This window comes from Enterobacter sp. 198, from assembly GCF_009025585.1.
In the GTDB taxonomy this organism is placed as follows: Bacteria; Pseudomonadota; Gammaproteobacteria; order Enterobacterales; family Enterobacteriaceae; genus Enterobacter; species Enterobacter ludwigii.
Map to the genome: position 1 here is coordinate 12,727 of NZ_WCIM01000034.1, position 19,968 is coordinate 32,694.

The 19,968-nt window shown below is 54.3% G+C and carries 19 protein-coding genes and 2 pseudogenes; 15 read left to right on the top strand and 6 right to left on the bottom strand.

All coding sequences use genetic code 11. From position 1 onward, the window contains the following. Window positions 1-245 precede the first annotated feature (245 nt). Window positions 246-368, top strand: a pseudogene (locus F8561_RS22595) (restriction endonuclease); the annotation flags it as partial. Here F8561_RS22595 and F8561_RS22600 read toward each other — a convergent pair. After that, window positions 369-473 (bottom strand): annotated as a pseudogene (locus F8561_RS22600) (DUF1349 domain-containing protein); the annotation flags it as partial. Window positions 474-523: 50 nt separating this feature from the next. After that, a complete protein-coding gene (locus tag F8561_RS22605) occupies window positions 524-1,519 on the bottom strand; it encodes a LacI family DNA-binding transcriptional regulator (protein ID WP_020885349.1) in 996 nt (331 codons plus the stop codon). Between the two features lie 241 nt (window positions 1,520-1,760). On the opposite strand from F8561_RS22605, the gene F8561_RS22610 reads away from it, so the two are divergent. The 6 genes from F8561_RS22610 (at window position 1,761) to F8561_RS22635 (ending at window position 9,403) form a co-directional block, all read left to right on the top strand. Then, entirely contained in the window at window positions 1,761-2,999 is a 1,239-nt protein-coding gene (locus F8561_RS22610; protein ID WP_014168436.1) for an MFS transporter, read from the top strand. 19 nt (window positions 3,000-3,018) lie between these two features. After that, window positions 3,019-4,452 (top strand): glycoside hydrolase family 32 protein, encoded by a 1,434-nt coding sequence (locus F8561_RS22615; RefSeq protein ID WP_151887986.1) that lies wholly within the window; start codon window positions 3,019-3,021, stop codon window positions 4,450-4,452. Between the two features lie 92 nt (window positions 4,453-4,544). Next, window positions 4,545-5,810: an OmpG porin family protein gene (locus tag F8561_RS22620; RefSeq protein WP_151887987.1), complete on the top strand. Its 1,266-nt coding sequence runs from the start codon at window positions 4,545-4,547 to the stop codon at window positions 5,808-5,810. 14 nt (window positions 5,811-5,824) lie between these two features. Further along, a complete protein-coding gene (locus F8561_RS22625; protein WP_151887988.1) occupies window positions 5,825-7,318 on the top strand; it encodes a glycoside hydrolase family 32 protein in 1,494 nt (497 codons plus the stop codon). Window positions 7,319-7,330: 12 nt separating this feature from the next. Next, the gene (locus tag F8561_RS22630) at window positions 7,331-8,344 is read left to right on the top strand and encodes an OmpG porin family protein (protein ID WP_151887989.1); all 1,014 of its coding nucleotides are present in this window, start codon (window positions 7,331-7,333) and stop codon (window positions 8,342-8,344) included. A 108-nt stretch (window positions 8,345-8,452) separates the two neighbouring features. Continuing rightward, window positions 8,453-9,403 (top strand): aminoimidazole riboside kinase, encoded by a 951-nt coding sequence (locus F8561_RS22635; RefSeq protein ID WP_113656626.1) that lies wholly within the window; start codon window positions 8,453-8,455, stop codon window positions 9,401-9,403. 210 nt (window positions 9,404-9,613) lie between these two features. Here F8561_RS22635 and trpS read toward each other — a convergent pair whose 3' ends face one another. Further along, window positions 9,614-10,615 (bottom strand): tryptophan--tRNA ligase, encoded by a 1,002-nt coding sequence (gene trpS, locus F8561_RS22640; protein ID WP_151887990.1) that lies wholly within the window; start codon window positions 10,613-10,615, stop codon window positions 9,614-9,616. Window positions 10,616-10,814: 199 nt separating this feature from the next. Between trpS and fosA the strand changes: the two genes are divergently transcribed. Beyond that, window positions 10,815-11,240, top strand: coding sequence for a FosA/FosA2 family fosfomycin resistance glutathione transferase (fosA, locus tag F8561_RS22645; protein ID WP_073397218.1), 426 nt, complete (start codon window positions 10,815-10,817; stop codon window positions 11,238-11,240). Here the strand turns inward: fosA and F8561_RS22650 are convergent. Then, on the bottom strand, window positions 11,226-12,233 hold the full coding sequence (locus tag F8561_RS22650; protein WP_073397102.1) for a LacI family DNA-binding transcriptional regulator: 1,008 nt from the start codon (window positions 12,231-12,233) through the stop codon (window positions 11,226-11,228). The two genes, fosA and F8561_RS22650, sit on opposite strands and share 15 nt — an antisense overlap. 185 nt (window positions 12,234-12,418) lie before the next feature. Here F8561_RS22650 and F8561_RS22655 point away from each other — a divergent pair, with 185 nt between their 5' ends. Together F8561_RS22655 and F8561_RS22660 are read left to right on the top strand one after the other, a co-directional pair. Then, entirely contained in the window at window positions 12,419-13,507 is a 1,089-nt protein-coding gene (locus F8561_RS22655) for a cellulase family glycosylhydrolase (RefSeq protein ID WP_151887991.1), read from the top strand. A gap of 45 nt (window positions 13,508-13,552) precedes the next feature. Further along, window positions 13,553-14,947: an MFS transporter gene (locus F8561_RS22660; protein WP_020885339.1), complete on the top strand. Its 1,395-nt coding sequence runs from the start codon at window positions 13,553-13,555 to the stop codon at window positions 14,945-14,947. Window positions 14,948-14,980: 33 nt separating this feature from the next. On the opposite strand, the gene F8561_RS22665 is transcribed toward F8561_RS22660, so the two are convergent. Continuing rightward, window positions 14,981-15,367: a VOC family protein gene (locus F8561_RS22665; protein ID WP_032681743.1), complete on the bottom strand. Its 387-nt coding sequence runs from the start codon at window positions 15,365-15,367 to the stop codon at window positions 14,981-14,983. Window positions 15,368-15,460: 93 nt separating this feature from the next. On the opposite strand from F8561_RS22665, the gene F8561_RS22670 reads away from it, so the two are divergent. The 3 genes from F8561_RS22670 (at window position 15,461) to F8561_RS22680 (ending at window position 18,134) form a co-directional block, all read left to right on the top strand. Then, a complete protein-coding gene (locus F8561_RS22670; RefSeq protein ID WP_020885337.1) occupies window positions 15,461-16,231 on the top strand; it encodes a DeoR/GlpR family DNA-binding transcription regulator in 771 nt (256 codons plus the stop codon). Window positions 16,232-16,294: 63 nt separating this feature from the next. Further along, on the top strand, window positions 16,295-16,897 hold the full coding sequence (locus F8561_RS22675; RefSeq protein ID WP_014168451.1) for an ATP-dependent Clp protease proteolytic subunit: 603 nt from the start codon (window positions 16,295-16,297) through the stop codon (window positions 16,895-16,897). A 115-nt stretch (window positions 16,898-17,012) separates the two neighbouring features. After that, window positions 17,013-18,134 carry a cupin domain-containing protein gene (locus F8561_RS22680; protein ID WP_032679556.1) on the top strand — a complete coding sequence of 374 codons (1,122 nt, stop codon included), beginning with the start codon at window positions 17,013-17,015 and terminating at the stop codon, window positions 18,132-18,134. 38 nt (window positions 18,135-18,172) lie between these two features. On the opposite strand, the gene F8561_RS22685 is transcribed toward F8561_RS22680, so the two are convergent. Continuing rightward, the gene (locus tag F8561_RS22685) at window positions 18,173-18,367 is read right to left on the bottom strand and encodes a DUF2767 family protein (RefSeq protein ID WP_020885335.1); all 195 of its coding nucleotides are present in this window, start codon (window positions 18,365-18,367) and stop codon (window positions 18,173-18,175) included. A 229-nt stretch (window positions 18,368-18,596) separates the two neighbouring features. Between F8561_RS22685 and F8561_RS22690 the strand changes: the two genes are divergently transcribed. Beyond that, entirely contained in the window at window positions 18,597-18,830 is a 234-nt protein-coding gene (locus tag F8561_RS22690; RefSeq protein ID WP_020885334.1) for a DUF2171 domain-containing protein, read from the top strand. 138 nt (window positions 18,831-18,968) lie between these two features. Further along, window positions 18,969-19,922 carry an AraC family transcriptional regulator gene (locus F8561_RS22695; protein WP_151887992.1) on the top strand — a complete coding sequence of 318 codons (954 nt, stop codon included), beginning with the start codon at window positions 18,969-18,971 and terminating at the stop codon, window positions 19,920-19,922. Window positions 19,923-19,968: the final 46 nt, after the last annotated feature.

A 19,968-nucleotide genomic window follows, 5' to 3' on the forward strand; every position in this document is an offset into this window, starting at 1 on the left:
CCTTCCTGATTCACACTGCAGCTTTCCTTACATATTTACTCATTCCAAAAAGCACCTGCCGATGCTGGTTGGTGCTTTTACTTATATGGACGAAATATCATGCAAATAGAAGCTGTAATTTTAACTGGGCACATTATCACAAGTACAATCCGGGAATGCTGGGCCGTCGTTGTTGATGGTTTTGACGCATACTACGAACAAGCTTATGATCCAGCATAATTTCTTTTCCTCATGAAGGGACTGGTATGGGCAACAGAATGTGGATGATCCGTGGTGACGGCGGTAAGCTCTATGACGATTTTCGCGATAAGCAAATTGTAGGCATCGGTTGGTCTCAGCTGGCTCCATTAGTCAAACCCGGCCTATCATGTATGGCGCCAGAAATCGGTGTGGTCATCGGTCACGACCGATAACGTGTTGTTCTCGCTATGCCATTCGGCCGGTTCGTTTATCCAGTAAAATTCGTTTTGCATAATGTCCCCAGGTGACTGTCAAAAGGTCGTCGGTATGCGGCCTCTCTTGCTCAACAGGATTCGCGCCTGAGCCAGGGGCTCTCGACCAGCACCTTATCCCGGTGGGTGTCGCCATTGATAATGTGCAGGGTACTTAAGCGCCCAATCTCATAATGCGGCAGCTGGACCGTGGATAGCGGGGGTAAAAACAAATTTCCGATGCCGACAAGATTATCGTAGCCAAGAACGGCAATATCCTGTGGGATTCGGATCCCCTGCGTTAACAGCGTCTGATACACCATAAAGGCAATACGGTCGTTACCACAGATGACCGAATCAAATTGCGGTTTCCCCTGAACGATATGCGCCAGCAGCATCTCCGGAATATCCCGGTAGTGCTCATCGCCAAATTGCATATAGCAGTGTTCAAGCGTATCAGGATCGATACCGGCTTCACGGCAGGCGCGATCCAGCCCCTGACGGCGGCGACGCGTCGCCAGATGGTTGACAGGTAAATGCAGGCAGAGAGGGCGGCTGTATCCCGCCGCCAGCAAGGCCTGTACGGCCGTATACTGGCCTTGTTCATCGTCAGGTATATAGCTGGCAACCGGTTCTCCCATGTTCTCGCAGTTGGCCAGAACGCAAGGGTGCTCCAGTAGTCGGGGCGGGATGCTCACTTCACGCAGCCCCATGGTGGTGAAAATGATCCCCCCGGGCCGGTGGGCGAGCAGCAGGTCGACAATATCGTCAGGGTTATCATCGGTAAACATATTCACCACGAAGCTGTTCCAGCCATACGCCCGTGCGGTTTCTTCGATAGACAGCGTGATTTCTACCGAAAAAGGGGTGGTGACGGTATCCAGCGCCAGCACGCCGATGGTTTTGTTCCGGGAGCCGACACGACGAACCTGCCGGGCTGAGAGGTCAGGCACGTAATTTAACTGCAGGATCGCCTCCTGCACCCGGGACAGGGTTTCAGGCTTTACGCGTTTCGGGTCATTGAGCACCCGAGAAACCGTCATGAGCGATACATTGGCCAGTTTGGCCACATCTTTTAAAGACGCCATAGCTTTCCATTATCTGAATGCATTCGACCCGGTAAGGTATTGTGAGCCAATGCGAATGTCCTATTCTAGGCACCGACACCCAGGGTTACGCAAGTCACACTCAAAAGTTTGAGCGCGATCTCAACACATTAATGTTAACGTTAACTTTTGTGATTAACATCGAGTATCACATCAAAATCGAATGTACGCCTTAAATGTTAACGTTACCATCTTAGCATATCCTTCTTGCGAGATTACGTAGATGAAAAAACGGCCTACTCGAAGTTACATGCTGCTCAGCGCTCTGCTGTTCTTTTTCTTTGTGACCTGGTCCTCATCAAGTTCACTTCTCTCAATCTGGCTTCACCAGGAAGTGGGGCTAAAGGCATCGGAAACCGGCATTATTTTTTCCGTGTTATCCGTCTCCGCGCTCTTCGCGCAGGTCTGTTATGGCTTTATCCAGGACCGACTCGGTCTGCGCAAACATTTGTTATGGTTTATCACCGCGTTGTTGATCCTCTCCGGCCCGGCTTATCTGCTTTTTAGCTACTTGCTGAGCGTTAATATTCTGCTGGGCAGCGTATTCGGGGGCTTATTTATTGGGCTGACGTTTAATGGCGGTATCGGCGTTCTGGAGTCCTATACCGAGCGCGTTGCGCGTCAGAGTACGTTTGAGTTTGGGCGGGCACGCATGTGGGGGTCTCTGGGCTGGGCGGTTGCCACGTTTTTTGCCGGGTTACTGTTTAATATCAACCCTGACCTTAACTTCCTGGTGGCGTCATGCTCAGGGTTAATCTTCTTCTGTCTGCTGGCCCGCTTAAAGGTGGCCGCGCCGGCAAGCATGGAGAAACTCGAAATTGGCGCTAAAAAAGTTTCTCTGGAAGACGCCCTGCGTCTGCTGACTCTGCCGCGCTTCTGGGCGCTGATATTCTTCGTGGTCGGAACCTGCATTTACGGCGTATACGATCAGCAATTCCCGGTCTATTTCTCGTCACAGTTCCCGACATTACGAGAAGGGAACGAGATGTTTGGCTATTTAAACTCTTTCCAGGTCTTTCTCGAGGCCGCGGGTATGTTTTGTGCGCCGTGGCTGGTTAATCGCATTGGCGCTAAAAATGGCCTGATATTCGCAGGTATGGTGATGGCGCTGCGCATGATTGCTTCCGGGCTGGTGGAAGGCCCCTTGCTTATCTCCATTACCAAACTGCTTCACGCGGTCGAACTGCCAATATTGTTAGTCGCCATATTTAAATACAACAGCCTGAATTTCGACAAACGTCTCTCCTCCACCATTTATCTGGTGGGATTTGCCTGCACCAGCTCCGTCATTGGCACCGTCTTGTCCCCGCTGGCAGGCTTTAGCTATGAGAGATTTGGCTTCGCCCAATCCTATCTGATCATGGGCATCATGGTGTTCAGCACCACGTTTATTTCCATTTTCCTTTTGCGCTCAACTAAATCCTCATCTGAGCCATCTTTTCTGCAGCAAAACGCTGTGTAATGTACTGAGAGTAAAGACGATGACATCCTTATTAGAACAGGCTGAACAGGTGCTTGAAAAAGCACAATCCGGGATTAATCCGCGCTGGTATCCGCGCTATCACCTCGCCCCTCGCGCAGGCTGGATGAATGATCCTAATGGCCTGGTATGGTTTGACGGCTGGTATCACGCCTTTTATCAACATCATCCCTATTCCCCGAAATGGGGTCCGATGCACTGGGGGCATGCCCGAAGCAAAGATCTGGTGCATTGGGAACATCTGCCCGTCGCGCTAGCGCCGGAAGGCCCGGTGGACAAAGACGGCTGTTTCTCCGGCTCCGCCGTGGTGGACGGCGATACGCTGGCGCTCATCTACACCGGACATAAATTTCACGGCCCGTCGGACACAGACGACAACCTCTACCAGGTGCAGTGTCTGGCGACCAGTCGTGACGGCATCCACTTTGAACGGCACGGCAGGGTGATTGATACACCGCCCGGACTGCATCACTTTCGCGATCCGAAGGTGTGGCGCGAAGGTGAGTTCTGGTACATGGTTGTCGGCTCCCGCGTGGAAAATACCGGCCAGGTGCGCCTGTACCGTTCCACCGATCTCCGCGAATGGCATGACGAAGGTATTTTCGCCGAGGCTGATGAAGGCAAGGGCTTTATGTGGGAATGCCCGGATTTCTTCACCCTGGGAGAGAAGCGTGTCCTGATGTTCTCGCCGCAGGGCATGGCGGCGGAAGGGTATCACTATCGCAACCTGTTCCAGAGTGGCTATTTACTTGGGGACTGGCAGCCAGGTCAACCGTTCACCCACAGCGGACAATTTACTGAGCTGGACCACGGCCACGACTTTTATGCCCCGCAGAGTTTCGTGACCCCGGATGGCCGACGCATTGTCATCGGGTGGCTGGATATGTGGGAATCACCGATGCCCGAACAGCAGGATGGCTGGGCCGGAATGCTCTCGCTTCCGCGCGAATTAAGCCTTGTCGATGGCCGGGTGAGAATGAAACCGGCTGCCGAAGTGACCGCGCTGCGTGGCAGCTATTATCCCACGCCCGTCCGCTGCCTGAACAATCAGAACGTCCTTGTCGCGGCAGATGCCGATGCGGTCGAAGTACAGCTGGCATGGGATTTGAGCGCATCGACGGCTGAACAGTTTGGTATCGCATTGGGCGACGGGCTGAGAATTTACGTCGACGATCAGGCCGGGCGTCTGGTGGTGGAGCGCCGCTATCCGCAATATTCGCTGGAAGGCACGCGCAGTATTCCGCTACCAGCAGACAGCGTTCTGTCACTGCGAATTTTTATTGACCGCTCATCGGTGGAAGTTTTTGTTAACGATGGTGACGCTTGCTTAAGCAGTCGTATTTATCCGCAGCCGGGCGAGCGCGATATTTCATTGTTTGCAAATCAGGGTGTGGCCTCATTATACGATGCGGGATACTGGTCTTTAGATAAATAATTCTCCGTTCCGACCTGTTTCTTGCAGGGTGAGTTTTTATTTCTGCCAGTCTCTGGCTGGCATGTTATTGTCTGGAATAATGAGAGAGCAAAATGGATGAAAGCGTAATACCTCAAAATTGCATTACCGCGAAAGATAAAAACATATTTGTTCCAGGAAAACAGACGCTGGCATTAATGGTGACATTAGCGGCATTTCCTGCCATTGCTGAAGACGTTACAGGAAACTATCAAAGCTATTTTCAGGATGAATCAGACACCAACGGTACGAGTGTATCATCAGCCAATAACGGTAATGAACAATCGTCCCTTCGTGCTTCGTCTTCTCCGGTTGCTGCAGGTCAAAAACCTGAACACACGACCTCGTCAAAGCCCGTGACGTTATCGGCGCAAACGGAGAATAAAAAAGCTGAAGTGAAAAAGCGTCCTAAAGGGGATAACCCCGAAGACGTCAGTCTGTTGCGTTTAAGGCAGGAAGATCCGCCGGTTCACTGGAACAGTATCGGTCGTAACATGGAAGTGGGTGTCCTGCACGGAAACATCGGGTCTCAGATTGAAATTGACGATGTTCGCTGGAGCAATAATAAGAAAAACAGCGGCAAGTTTAAACTCGCCACCATTCAGGCCTTTTTAAGGCACGATGAATTGCCTAACTGGTATTTCGGTTTCTGGAATGCCAGAGAAGACAGTTATAAAGGACAGTTCAGTAATCAGGACTATCAAGGCACCAATACCATCAATGAATTTTTTGTGGGCCATATTTTCGAAACCTGGCGAGGTAATATCGGTACGGAAGTTATGGTCGGGTCCGAAACGGCAACGAAACGCTGGAAAAACCGGTTCAAGGTCTGGCAGGACCTGCGACTGTCCAACAAATGGAGCCTGGCCGGATACGCGTATGGCGAATATCAGCCTCAGGGGAACGAACCGGGGAATGGCGATCTGGAGCAGTACATTTTCGAAATTGAGCCAGCCATTCAATACCGCGTGAATCCGGATCTCGGACTCTATTTGCGACCCTATTATTACCATAACCGCCAGGAACGTCAGAGCTGGGGCGATATTGTCGAAGAAGAATGGAAAGTCACGGCCGGGCTCTGGCGAAACTGGTATCCATTATTAACCTCCCTGTATGTTGGATTTGGCCAGGACAAAATAGATAACGCCAGCAATGCCAGCGAAGTTTTCTATGACGGTCGGTATAAGTTTATCGGTGGCACGCTGAGTTATCCGGTATTTGGTGAAGTGCGATTATACGGTGAATTCAAAGCACAATTTACGAAAGAAACCGGGCTTTGGACATCGACCGGTCACTCATGGAACCCGTTTACCGTGGTTGGCGTGAATTATAACTTCTGACATTCAGGTGTAGCATGAAAAAATTAATAGTTGCGGCATCTGTCGCGCTGCTTGTGCTTTCATTCGGCAATAATTCTGCCTGGGCGCAGCCTTCGAAAGAAACATTACAGAATAAAAGTATCACCCATATTAATGGCTTTTTCCCGCGGGTTGACGGTTCATTTGTGGGCGACCCTATGCCCGTGTTTAACGATGGCAAATTTGATATTTATTATCTTAATGATGTCCGCGGCGGCAGCGATCTGGGGGTACATGCTTTTCATCTCTTGTCGAGTGCCAACTTGTATGATTATCAGAACCATTCCGAAGTGATCCCCTACGTTAACGACGTTGACGATCCTGAACTGTTATTAGGAACCGGTTCGATTATTAAAGTCGGTGATACCTGGCATGCCTGGTACACCGCACACAATGAAAATGTGTTCCCGGTTGAGTCTATTATGCACGCGACCAGTAAGGACCGCCTTCACTGGGTGAAACACCCGCAGGACACCATTTTACCCGGCGGTAACTATCGGGGTAATGATTTCCGGGACCCTCACGTCGTTTGGGTTGAGGAAAAGAAAGAATACTGGATGTTAATTACTACCCGCAGTAACGGTCGTGGGGTTATTGCCCGGTACAGTTCAACGGATTTAACGCACTGGGAAGATCGCGGCGTATTTTTTGATAACGACACCATCACCAGCAATGCCAACCTCGAATGCCCGACACTGGTTTACTTCAACGGACGCTGGTATCTCAGCTTTAGCGACCAATGGCCGTTACGCCTGACACAATACCGGGTTGCGGATAATCCGGAGGGGCCGTGGCGGAAACTGGGCAATTATGTGGTCGACGGGTCGGGTTTTTACGCGGGGAAACTGGTACTCAAAAACGATCGGCTGTTTGTTTTCGGCTGGATCCCGACGAAAGCCGGTAACCGTGACAGCGGCAACATTGACTGGGCAGGGAATCTGGTTGCTCATGAGCTCACCGCAGATGATCAGGGCCAACTCAACAGCATCCTGCCCCAGGAGCTTCAGAAGGTCATCAGTGAGAATCCTGGTCCGGTAACCACCTTAACGAGCACCAAAACGCTTAAAACGGCCACGTCGTTCGGCCCCTTACAGTCGGCGCTGTACCCGGCCTTGCCTGAACGCGGTGAGTTGAGCGCAACCATCGATGTTCCTTCTGCCGGAATGGTGATGAGCTTTGGTCTGACCGACAACAGAGTCAGTGATGCGATGCTGAACGTTGTATTCAATAAGAGCAAAGGAAAAGTCTATTTTTTCAACGCGCCGCTCGCGTCGATTCATCAGGCTAACGCGGAATCCTGGGTAGATGTTCCGATCGGGGAAAAAATTGAGTTACGCGTTCTCATTCAAAACTCAATTGCTGTCTTTTATATAAACAATAAAGCGGCATTCAGTACCCGGATGTATTCCATGCAGGAGAAGCCGTGGAGTATTAGCCTGCCTCAAAACGACCATTTTCACGCGACGTTGAAAATAAAAGAAATGATTTAACGGGATATTATTATGAAAAACTATCATGCCCTGTCTGTTATTTTTGCTCTTCTGTTTCCCGCGCTGGCGAATGCGAGCATGAGCATCATGAAGGCCCCCTCGGGAAAGGTTGTTGCCGTGGACCCGTGGTCCTATCTGGATGAAGAGGTTATGTGGACCTCAGCCCGCTCCTCTAATCCTGCCGGTGGCCGCGTTCATGGCCAACTGAAGATGAAATATGCCATTGAGGACAATAACTGGCGTAACAGCCATTTCCACAACGGGAATGATTCACTGACATTTGTACAAGGTGTGATGCGACACGATGCGTTACCCGGTTGGTATCTGGCTTTCTCTGAGGGCAGAACCACCCACTATAACGGGACGTGGGAGGATCAGTCTTACCTCAGCCAAAACCAGTGGACTCAGTTGATCATCGGCCATGAATATTTTTACAAACGTCTGCGCTATGGCTGGGATGTCATGGGTGGAAGCGCTTCAATCGAGGACCGCTGGCAAGGCCGCGTTAAGTTTTTTACCGATCTGCGGGTTACGGACAATTTCTCATTCTTTAACTATTTGTATCAGCAGATCGATCACCGCCGCAGCGGTGGATCGCAAAATGACCGCGACGTGCGTTCATTTCAGATTGAGCCTGGCGTGCAATATATTATTAATAACACCACCGGCGTCTGGTTCCGCCAGCAATTTGCCTCTGCCATTTTAGACAGGGCGCAATGGGGCGATATTGACGAAAAAAGCTGGACCACGTCAGTCGGCGTCTGGCGCAACTGGGGGAAATTATCCACAACGCTCAGCGGCGGGTATGGCCATTATAAGAAATACAATGCGCAGCCTGAAGATGGCGAAGTCTTCCAGAATACCCGCAACCGCTTCCTGAAGGTATCGGCGAATTACCCTTTGACCTCTCGTTTTACCGTGTCCGGAGAAGTTACTGGCTCGTTGATAAAACAGGACGGAAGCTGGGTGACCCACGGTGAGGCTGTTACCACCGAATATAAGCTGATGCTGGATTATAACTTTTAAACCGTATGCCTGGATAATCCATGGCACCTGTTCACGCTTAAGCACTATTAAAAAACTGACCTTCCCGCAGGTCGCATTTAAAAAGTTAATTATTATTGAGGAAATGTCATGAATATCTGGACTCTTGGCGATGCAGTGGTGGATCTTCTACCGCTTTCAGACATGCAATATCAGGCCTGCGCAGGAGGAGCCCCGTTCAATGTGGCAATTGGCGCTGCGCGTCTGGGCTGCCAGAGTGGTTTTATTGGCCGGGTCGGTGAGGATGACTTTGGTTATTTTCTGAAGAAAACGCTGTCTGACGCAGGCGTTTCAACCGAAAGTCTGCAGTTGGATAATCAGCACAGAACCAGCACGGTATTGGTCTCTCTGGGCCGCGCTGGCGAGCGTGGATTTACGTTTTTAACCAACCCTTCCGCGGATCAATTTTTAACACCCGATGCGCTGCCCGACTTTAGCGACGATATTCTGCACTTCTGCTCTCTGGCCCTGGTCGCCGAAACGTGTCGTCATACGCTCGTCACCGCCATCAGCCATGTAAAACAGCGTGGGGGATTACTGAGTTTCGACGTGAATTTACGGGAGCAAATGTGGCCCGATAAGCATGAAATGCTCGAGACGGTGCGTCATTTCGCCGCCCAGGCCGACATTCTTAAACTCTCGGAAGAAGAATGGCACTGGATGACAGGCTCTCACGATTTTTCCCATGCGCTTAATGCTCTCAATGCTCTGCCCGCGCAACTTAAAGTCGTGACCTACGGTGAGCAAGGTGCCATGGTGCTGTGGCGCGACAGCGTTATTCATTTCGACGGTTATACCGTCAACAGTATTGATACAACCGGGGCTGGCGACGCGTTTGTCGCAGGGTTGCTGGCCTGGATTGCACATCGCGGGATGCCGCAGAATGTTGAACAACTCCACCAGTCCATTGCTCAGGCCAGCGCCTGCGGTGCCCTCGCGACAACGCGCAAAGGGGCGCTGACCGCGTTACCTGATACCAACGCACTTAATAACTTTATCACTCGATTCTCGCTACCGGATTACGAGGTGAAAAAGGGCTAAACAGGGTGAGAACATGTTTTGTTCACATCCTGGATATCAGCGCCGTCCAGACCATTGAGCAGGGCGGCTAGCCGCATCGGTAGAGATATCCCCTGACGCCATCCCTCCAGACTCACTACCGCCGCCACTGCTGCGAGAGTGCGGTGGTTCTGGTTGTGAAGGCCACAGATGCAGGCGTCGACTGAGGAGAAGACGACTGTAATCGCGAGTTCAAAACACCGGCACCCCCAGCCCAACCTTCACCTCCCTCAGCGTCCCCTGTGTCACCGCCTGCGCCCGTTCCGTGCCGCGCTTCAGCATCGCCATCAGCTCCCCTTTATCCTGCATGTACATCGCTCTGCGTTCCCGCATCGGTGCAATCAGCTCCTGCAGGCACGCTTCCAGCTCGTTCTTGCATGTCCGGTCACCCAGTCCGCCCGCCTGATAATGCGCCTTCATCGCTTCCACTTTCGCTTTGTCCGGATGAAACGCGTCGAGGTAGGTAAACACCACGTTTCCCTCAATCTGCCCCGGGTCGCTCACCTTCAGGTGGTTCGGGTCGGTGTACATGGCACTGACCGCACGGTGAATCGTCTCTTCACTGGCAGAAAGGTGCAGGGTGTTGCCCAGTGATTTCGACATCTTGGCGCTGCCGTCGATGCCGGGCAGGCGGCCGGTGTCGCTGAGCATCGCTTTGCAGTGGCGCAGCACCGGGGCAGGCAACAGGCTGTTCATCTTGTGCACAATCTCATTGGTCTGCTCAATCATCGGCAGCTGGTCGTCGCCGACGGGGACGCACTCGGCTTTGAACGCAGTGATGTCCGCCGCCTGGCTGATGGGGTAGGCCATAAAACCGACCGGCAGCGAGTGGGCAAAGCCTTTCTGCGCAATCTCATTTTTCACCGTCGGGTTACGCTCGACGCGGGCGACGGTGACGATGTTCATATACAACATTGTCAGCTCGGCGAGAGCGGGCAGGGCGGACTGCAGGCAGAGTGTCGTCAGGTTCGGGTCGATGCCGGCGGCGAGGTAGTCGGCGAGCACTTCAGGGATGTTGTCGCGGATTTTTTGCGGGTTGCTGCCGTTGTCGGTCAGCCCCTGCAGATCGGCAATCAAGACATACTGGTTATGCGTCTGCTGAAGCGCCACGCGCTGGCGCAGCGAACCGACGAAATGGCCCAGGTGCAGCGGGCCGGTTGGGCGGTCGCCGGTGAGGATGGTTTGAACGTTCATAAAGACTCCTTAATGTGCAAGTGCCGAAAGGGGTCTTAGAAATGTAAAAGCCGCCTTTCGGCGGCTATCTGAAAATGGGGAAAACTACTCCGTGCCGCCTTTAAGAAGGCAGCCACCAGCGGTTTATGGTGAGCACGGCGTGGTTTATGTTCATGAAGTTACCGTACCATGTCTGGCGCAAAAAACAAAAGGGCACGTCATGCTGCAATCACTCAACCATCTGACCCTCGCGGTCAGCGACCTGCAAAAAAGCATCACCTTCTGGCACGAGCTGCTGGGGCTGACGCTGCACGCCCGCTGGAATACCGGGGCCTATCTTACCAGCGGCGATCTGTGGGTCTGCCTGTCGTACGACGAGGCGCGCCAGTATGTGCCGCCGCAGGAGAGCGACTATACCCACTACGCGTTTACCGTTGCGGCGGAAGATTTTGAGCCGTTCTCGCACAAGCTGGAGCAGGCGGGCGTTACCGTCTGGAAGCAAAACAAAAGCGAGGGGGCATCGTTCTATTTTCTCGACCCGGACGGGCACAAGCTGGAACTGCACGTGGGCAGCCTCGCCGCGCGGCTGGCGGCGTGCCGGGAGAAACCCTATGCCGGAATGGTCTTCACCTCAGACGAGGCTTGATGTCCGTACCTTCAGCCTGCCCGCCAGCGTCACATGGGTGGCGGCATCTTCCTGATTGCACAGGTACTCCACCGCCAGCCGTCCGAGTTCGCTGTAGGGGAGCTGGATACTGGTCAGCGGTGGGGTGAGTTGCTCGGAGATCTTCTGGTCGTCGTAGCCCGCCAGCAGCATATCCTGCGGGATGCGCACGCCGTTTACCGCCAGCGCCTGATAGCAGCCGATCGCCAGCCAGTCGCTGGCGCAGAAGATGGCGTCCGGGCGTTTGTCCAGCGCCAGCAGAGAGGTGGTGGCGGTAAAGGATTCGCTGAACTGCCAGTTGGTCTGGCGCACCAGACCCTCGTCACAGGCTAAACCGGCCTGCTGTAAGGCGGCCTGATAGCCGGCCAGCCGCTGGCGGGAGGCCTCCATCCAGCTCTCGCCGGTGATGTGGGCGATACGCGTAGCACCGCAGGCGATCAGGTGTTTGGTCACCTGGAAGGCGTTGGCGTAGTCGTCCGGAATAAACGACGGCAGCAGCGGCGAGCCGGGATCGCGCTGATTGAGCAGCACCAGTGGAATGCGGGTGCAGTCCTGAAAAGCGGTCATGTCGACAAGGGTGGTAACGGGGGAGGCGAGGATGATCCCCACGCAGTTACGCTTCTCCAGCTGGCGGATAATGTTCAGCGCCAGCTCTACGTCATCACCGTAGTCGTACACCGTCAGCAGCGCTTCGTTGCGCCATGCGGCTTCCCGCGCCTGGCTGATGGCATCGATAAACGGATCAAAGCTTTGCAGGGAACTTACCAGCAGGGCGATTTCCTCCTGGTTGCGCGGGGCGTGAATGGCAGGCAGGCGGTCATAACCGAGCTCGGTCGCCACGCCGATCACCCGCTGGCGGGTCTCGTCGCTGAGCTTGATGTTACGGGACTGGTTGAGCACCAGCGATACCGTCGCCTGCGACACCCCCGCCGCCCGCGCAATATCGTTCATCGTGACTTTTGTTTTTCGCTTCATCCGTCCTCTCCCTCTCGCGACACCGCATCATACCCTAACTGTTCGCTTACGCGCCGTCGATCACGTTTCTTATTCGCGCCTGCATGAACTTTGTGAAGGCTGTCGCTTTTCGGAGCGTCATGAATTGCGCATTTATCCCGCAACTAATATTTATTAGCTAAATATTATCAGTAAGAGGACGCGTAATGAAAGAGCAGTGGAGCAGGGAGCAGGCACAGGCGTGGTATCAGCAAAAAGGCTGGCTGTGTGGGTTTAACTATTTACCGTCGACGGCGGTGAACTGGACTGATATCTGGCAGGAAGAGACCTTCGATGCCGATACCATCGATCGCGAACTGGGCTGGGCGGCGGAGGCGGGCTACAACACCCTGCGCATCAACCTGCCGTTTATTGTCTGGGAACACGACCGCGACGGCCTGATGGCGCGCATCGACGCGTTTCTGGCGATGGCCGACAGCCACGGGTTCAGCACCATGCTGACCCTGATGGACGACTGCGGTTTCTCCGGCGATGAACCGTATCTGGGGCCGCAAAAACCGCCGGTACCGGGCAAGCACAACAGCCAGGCGGCAGCGAGCCCGGGGCGCGATAAAGTCTGCGATCCCGACTGCTGGCCGCAGATTGAGCGCTATATCCGCGACGTTATCCGCCAGTTCCGCAACGATGAGCGCGTACTGCTGTGGGATCTGTATAACGAGCCGGGCAACCGCGGCATTTTTGCGACCGGTACGCAGGAGGTGCAGTACGACGCGAAGCTGGAGACCTGCGCGCATGAGCTGATGAAGCTGGCGTTCCGGTGGGTGCGTGAAGAGGATCCCACTCAGCCGCTCACCGTCTGCGCGTGGCGTCTGCCGGCGGAAGAGGAGGGCGAGACGTTTTATCAGCATCCGCTGGATCAAACCGCGCTGGCGCTATCCGATGTGGTGAGCTTCCACGCTTACACCAACACCGGACGCATGACCGCGATTATCCAGCAGCTGCAGGCGCTTGGGCGACCAATCTTCTGCACCGAATGGCTGGCCCGCCACGTGGGCAGCACCCTCGAGGAGCAGCTCCCGTTGATGTACACGGCGAAGGTCGCGCCGTATCAGTGGGGGCTGGTGCGCGGTAAAACCCAGACGTGGCTGCCGTGGCCGGTGGTGATGAAGGAGTCTACGGACTACTGCCGCCTCTGGTTCCACGACGTCTTTGAGGAGAACGGTATCCCGTTCTCGCGCAGTGAAATGGCCTTAATGAAGAAGCTCCGTAAGATCGCCCCGAAAGCGCAGGGCTAATAATATCGACCCGGCGGCCTGCCGCCGGGCAACCAGGTACGCACTATGGCAATGACAATGAAAATACCGTCTCGCGAGTTGTGGTCTTATTTTGGTTATGGATTAGGTCAGTGTTTTAGCTTTGGTCTAGTGGGTTCGTTTATTAACTATTTTTATACCGACGTGCTCGGGATTTCGGCGCTGGCGGCGAGTACCATCTTCCTGATTGCCCGCGCGTGGGATGCGGTTCACGACCCGCTATTTGCCAGCATAATGGACACCATTAACACCCGGTTCGGCAAGTTTCGCCACTTTTTGCTGATCGCCCCGTTACTCATTACCGGCGTCACGCTGCTGTCGTTCTATAAAATCGAAGCGGACATGACCACCAAAATTCTCTACGCCGGGGTGACGTACATTCTGTGGGGAACGCTGTACGCCATCTCTGATATCCCGTTCTGGTCGATGTCGTCGGTGATGACTAATGACTCCGGGCAGCGCACCCGCGCGGTGACGGCGGCCATGCTGGGGGTTAACGCCGGAATCGCCTGCGCCAATATTTTCTTCCCAAAACTGGCGGCGTTCTTCGCCCAGTACAGCAACGACAAAGGCTATTTTATGGCGGCGCTGGTGATGATGCTGGTCGGCCTGCCGCTGATGCTCAACGGCTTTATGCAGATTAAGGAGCGTGTGCCGCCGAGTCCGGAAAAGGTGACGATACGTGACACTTTCCATAACCTGCGCCAGAACAAGCCGCTGTTTATCGTTCTGCTGTCGTTCTTCTTCTGCGTGTTCCATAACGTGGCCGGCGGCCTCTACATCTACTTCTTTATCAACAATATGGGTGACGGCAGCCTGCAGATGGCGATCGGTGTGATGGGGATTATGGCGGCGGTGGTGTGTCTCGTCGCCCCGATGCTGACGCGCAGAATGCAGAAGCGGAAGCTGTTTATGATCCTCTGCGGACTGGATGTCGCGGTACGCGTGGTGATGTGGTTTGTGGGCTATCAGCAGACGGCGATGCTGTTTATCCTGCTTGGCCTGAGTACGCTGTTTGTGATGATGTCCAACATTCTCACCTCGTCGATGATTGCCGACACCATCGAGTATGCGGAGTACCACACCCACAAGCGCTGTGCGGCGATCACTTTCTCCGGACAGACCTTTACCGGCAAGATGTCGGTGGCGGTCGGCGGTGGGTTAATCGGCGTGTTTCTGACGATGATCGGCTATGTCCCGCAGGCACAAACCCAGAGTGACGGCGTGCTGTCGGGGCTGTTCTTTGGTATCTGTCTGCTGCCCGCCATCGGCTCGCTGATCCGGCTTGGGTTTATGTCGCGCTTTACCTTTACCGAGGAGAAGCATGCGGAGATTTGCCGGTTGCTGGCGGAACGTCAGCACGAGAAAGCGCAGCAACGTGAGGGCGAGGAAAATCTGGCGCGCCCGGCCACGGTGAATTAAACATTAACGCCTGCATGGCAGGCGTTATGTCTTTTACTCTCCTGTGAGCTCAATCCGGTTGCCGTCCGGGTCCGCAATCACCGCCTCATAAAACCCATCCCCGGTCATGCGGGGGGCGCTGAGCAGGGTGCCGTTTGACTGCGCCTGCGCCGCCATACGGTCCACCTCAGCCTGGCTGCCGACGTGAATGGCGATATGTGCCCAGCCAATAAACTCCGGATGAGCCGGGGCGTCGGGCAGGTCCGGAACCGTCATCAGTTCAAGGGTTGGACCGCCATCCAGGGTAATAAAATGTGACGCAAAGCCCGGGCGATTTTTGCTGAGGTAGCGTTCATTACGGCGTCCGCCAAAAACCGTTTCCCAGAACTGTACCTGTGCATCAAGGTGTCGGGTCCAGAGTGCAACATGGGCAATGTTCATTGTTATCCTCGCGGTGAGTGCTGATTGACAGAGCACGCGCAGTGCAACATTATGCGCTTTGATGCTCGGTTTTGTTATTTTAAAGGACTTATAATGCTCGATTATGCTGCTTTTCCGGAGCAACGACAAGCGCTGATCCGTCAGATCCTTCAGGAGAGCGGAAGGGTGGTGTGCACCGAACTGGCGACACAAATGAAGGTCTCCGAGCACACCATTCGCCGTGATTTACATGAGCTTAGCAAAGAGGGCTTCTGTAAAAAGGTCTACGGTGGCGCGGTACTTCAGCTTCCGGATGCGGGGACATTTAGCCGCCGCGAGCAGGAAAACAGTGCACAAAAAGCCACAATCGCGCAGAAAGCGGCAACGCTGATCAAGGCAGGTGGCTGTATCTTTATGGATACGGGCACCACCAATCTGGCGCTGGCGAAAGCCCTTCCTGCCGAACTCAGCGTGACGGTGGTGACCAACTCCCCGGCCATCGCGACCGCGCTGCTGCAACATCCGCTGTGCGAGGTGATCATCACCGGCGGGCAGATCCAGCGGGCGTCCGGCGCGACGGTGGGTGCCACGGCTGCAAGCCAGCTTGAGGGGATTATCTTTGATCAGGCCTTTATCGGTGGCTGTGCGATGGATCCTGAGATGGGGCTGACCGGCTTTGATTTTGCCGACTGTGCGTTCAAAAAAGCGGTGATCGCCCAGAGCAACCAGACCATCGTGGCGTTGACTGCTGACAAGCTTCCCGGCGTGGCGCGCTTTGTCGTGGCAAAGAGCCGCGACATTGATGTGCTGGTGGTGGACGCGAATATTAAACAGGACGTTATCGACGCGTTTGCGGCGCAGGATGTTCGCATTGTGTGCGCCTGAGGACTTTGACCGGTAAAACAGGCTACACTCTGGTTTTGAGCGCTAAATGCTGAGGACATAACAATGCACTACACACTGAAAGAAGGCGATAAGGATAAAGCGGAAGGGTCAAACGGCGCGGGCGCGCTGCAGCAAAAACTGCTCGAGTCCCGCTCGATTGTTATCTCCGGTGAGATCAACCAGGAACTGGCGCAAAAAGTCATTACCCAGCTGATCCTGCTGCAAAGCGTGAGCAACGATCCGATCAAGCTGTACATCAACAGCCAGGGTGGCCACGTGGAAGCGGGTGATACCATCCATGACTTCATCAAGTTCATCCGTCCGGACGTACACATCATCGGTACCGGCTGGGTGGCGAGCGCCGGGATCACCATCTTCCTGGCGGCGAAAAAAGAGCACCGCTACTCTCTGCCCAACACCCGCTTTATGATCCACCAGCCGCTGGGTGGCGTGCGTGGTCAGGCGACGGATATTGAGATTGAAGCGCGCGAGATCATCCGCATGCTGGATCGCGTGAACAAGCTGATCGCTGACGCCACCGGCCAGCCGCTGGAAAAAGTGAAAAAAGACACCGACCGCAACTTCTGGATGTCTCCGGCAGAAGCGCTGGACTACGGCATTGTGGGTAAACTGATTACGCATTATGACGATCTGAAGCTGGATTGATCCCTCAGGGCCGGACGTTTGCGCCGGCCTTCTCCTCTCGTTTGACCCATGACAAGTTCCCCCTTGACCGTCTCCCCTATAATCGCGCCTGTTTACCCTCTCACTGGTGCTACCCATGGCGTATCAACTGAACCTGAACTGGCCGGAATTTCTTGAAAAATACTGGCAGAAACAACCCGTAGTGCTGAAAAATGCCTTCCCCAATTTTGTCGACCCGATTACCCCGGACGAACTGGCAGGGCTGGCGATGGAGCCTGAAGTCGATAGCCGTCTGGTCAGCCATTCCAACGGTAAATGGCAGGCCAGCAATGGTCCGTTTGAGCACTTCGATGGCCTGGGCGAAACCGGCTGGTCGCTGCTGGCGCAGGCGGTGAACCACTGGCACATGCCTGCAGCGGAGCTGGTGCGCCCGTTCCGCGTCTTGCCAGACTGGCGTCTGGATGATCTGATGATCTCCTTCTCTGTCCCTGGCGGCGGCGTGGGCCCGCATATCGATCAGTACGATGTGTTTATCATTCAGGGGATGGGAAGCCGCCGCTGGCGCGTGGGTGACAAGCTGCCAATGCGCCAGTTCTGCCCGCATCCGGCACTGCTGCACGTTGATCCGTTTGAGCCGATCATCGACGAAGATCTGGCCCCGGGCGATATCCTCTACATTCCACCAGGCTTCCCGCACGACGGCTTTACCCACGAAACGGCGCTCAACTACTCCGTCGGTTTCCGCGGGCCGAACGGCCGCGATCTGATCAGCAGCTTTGCCGATTACGCGCTGGAAAACGATCTGGGCGGCGAGCACTACAGCGATCCGGATCTGACCTGCCGCGAACACCCTGGACGCGTGGAACAGTACGAGCTGGATCGTATTCGCCAGATGATGATCGACATGATCAGCAAGCCTGATGATTTCACGAAATGGTTCGGTAGCTTTGTCTCGACGCCGCGCCATGAGCTGGATATTGCCACCGCGGAACCGCCGTACACGGCAGAAGAAGTGCTTGATGCATTGCAGGGTGGCGAAACGCTGTCTCGCCTGAGCGGTCTGCGCGTGTTGAATATCAACGGCAGCGTCTTCATCAACAGCGAACTGCTGGAAACGGTAGATGCGAAGGCTGCGGACGTGCTGTGTCGCTACACGGAACTCGGCCAGGCTGAGCTGGGCGAGGCGCTGAACAATCCGGCGTTTATTGACGAACTGACCGGACTGATTAACCAGGGCTACTGGTTCTTCGACGAGTAACGGCTGGCGGCGTTTAGCCAGGCTAAACGCCGCCTCGTTCAGACCAGCATATTACAGGCTTTCCAGTAATTCAGGAGCCGCTCATCGTCGCGCTCCTTCTCTGCTTTTGTTTTCATCGCCTGCGCCAGATTTTCACGCGACAGCTCGTGGCCTTTTTGCACAATGTCTAAAACCGCTTCACCAAGAGCCAGTGAAATTTCTGTACGATTATTACGAATATTACGAATCGTCATTAATGCCTCCTCGTTGGTTGCGATAATGTAATTATGAAATAAAAAATAAACTGCGAGAATAATTCATCTTATTCTTATTTTTTCATTATACTTCACTATGCCTCGCGGTAGCCATAATATCCTGTTGTGTCAATGATGTTTCAAAATGCTAATAAGCGCCCGTAAGCCAAATTTATGCGCTACAGTTAATTCCGTGCAACGGCCAAATAACCAAAACGGGAGAATTATTATGGTAGATAAAAACGCAATTATGGATCACGCTCAGGTTGTCGCCAGCTGCGGAACACACGTCGGTGTTGTGGACCATCTGGATGGTGAGCGCATCAAGCTTGCGAAAAGCGATCCGGAATCCGGTGGGAAGCACCACTTTATACCGCTCGGCTGGGTGGACAAAGTGGATGATAATAAAGTTGTCCTGACCAAAAACCATAAAGAGGTTTTTGCTGAATGGCAGCAAGCATAAATATATCTCTTTAACTGAAATATATTTCTTCGCTCCGGCTCAGACCGGAGCGTAATACGTTTTATGCCCAGTGATTGCTGCCACCACCAATGAATGGTACTGTTTCGTTTGTCTTTTCCCCGATGCAGGCACCGTCATATGCTCCAGCGTGAAAATAGATCAGCGAAACGCCTGTTTTTTGTTGAGGATTTTCAGATATTCGGTGAGCGCTACGGCATCGACTACCGGTTCCCGCAGTTAAAAGATGCGCAGGTCAACAACCGCGCCGTGCTGCAGGGGAATGTGGAAGAGATGACGCTTTCATCCGGCATTTCACTGACCCACTCCAACGTTCGCGTTTTACAACCTTACGAAACCACCTCTCGCCATAGCAGCCCACTTTATATGCTGGTGGTGCTGGAAGGGGGCGTCACGATCGTGCTTAATGGCGTTGAATATGTCGTACGATCCGGCATGGCCTTCAGCTCCCGCCTGAGTGAAGAGCAGATAATGTGCGCGCGTCACGATGCCGACAGCACGCTGAAAACGCTCTCGTTTGGTCTATTCCCACACGATGCCAGGCGTGAGGCCCTGCTTGAGTCACTGCTCCAGGAATGGCAAAGCCTGAATGCGCCCACTCTGGTCTGGCACGTTCCTGAGTTTGTCCTTGTGGGGATCCAGCATGCTCAGCAGCAGGGTCTAAGCGCATTATCCCGTCAGCTGTTGCTGGAAGGGCTGATGTATCAGCTTCTGGGCCAGGGTTTGGCGCAGCGCCAGCAATCCTTCCCGTGCCGGCCTGAGCATGCGCGTCTTGAACGCGTGCGCAGCAGGCTGGAACAGTCTCCGGAGCAGGATCATACTCTTGCGCAGCTGGCCGCCCTCGCCGCCATGAGCCCGAGCAGCCTGCGCAGCAAGTTTCGTCAACGCTACGGCTGCACCCTTTTCGATTACCTGCGTGAATGTCGGCTCGCGCTGGCGCGTCGCTATCTGCTTGAAGGCTATAGCGTGCAGCAGGCGGCGTGGATGTGTGGCTATCAGCACGCCACCAATTTCGCTACCGCGTTTCGTCGCCATTACGGTATTGCACCGGGCGACGTGCGCAAACGCCGCTAACCTACTTTCTCTCTTCGCGCGAACGCAACCCGTGCGGTTTAGCACC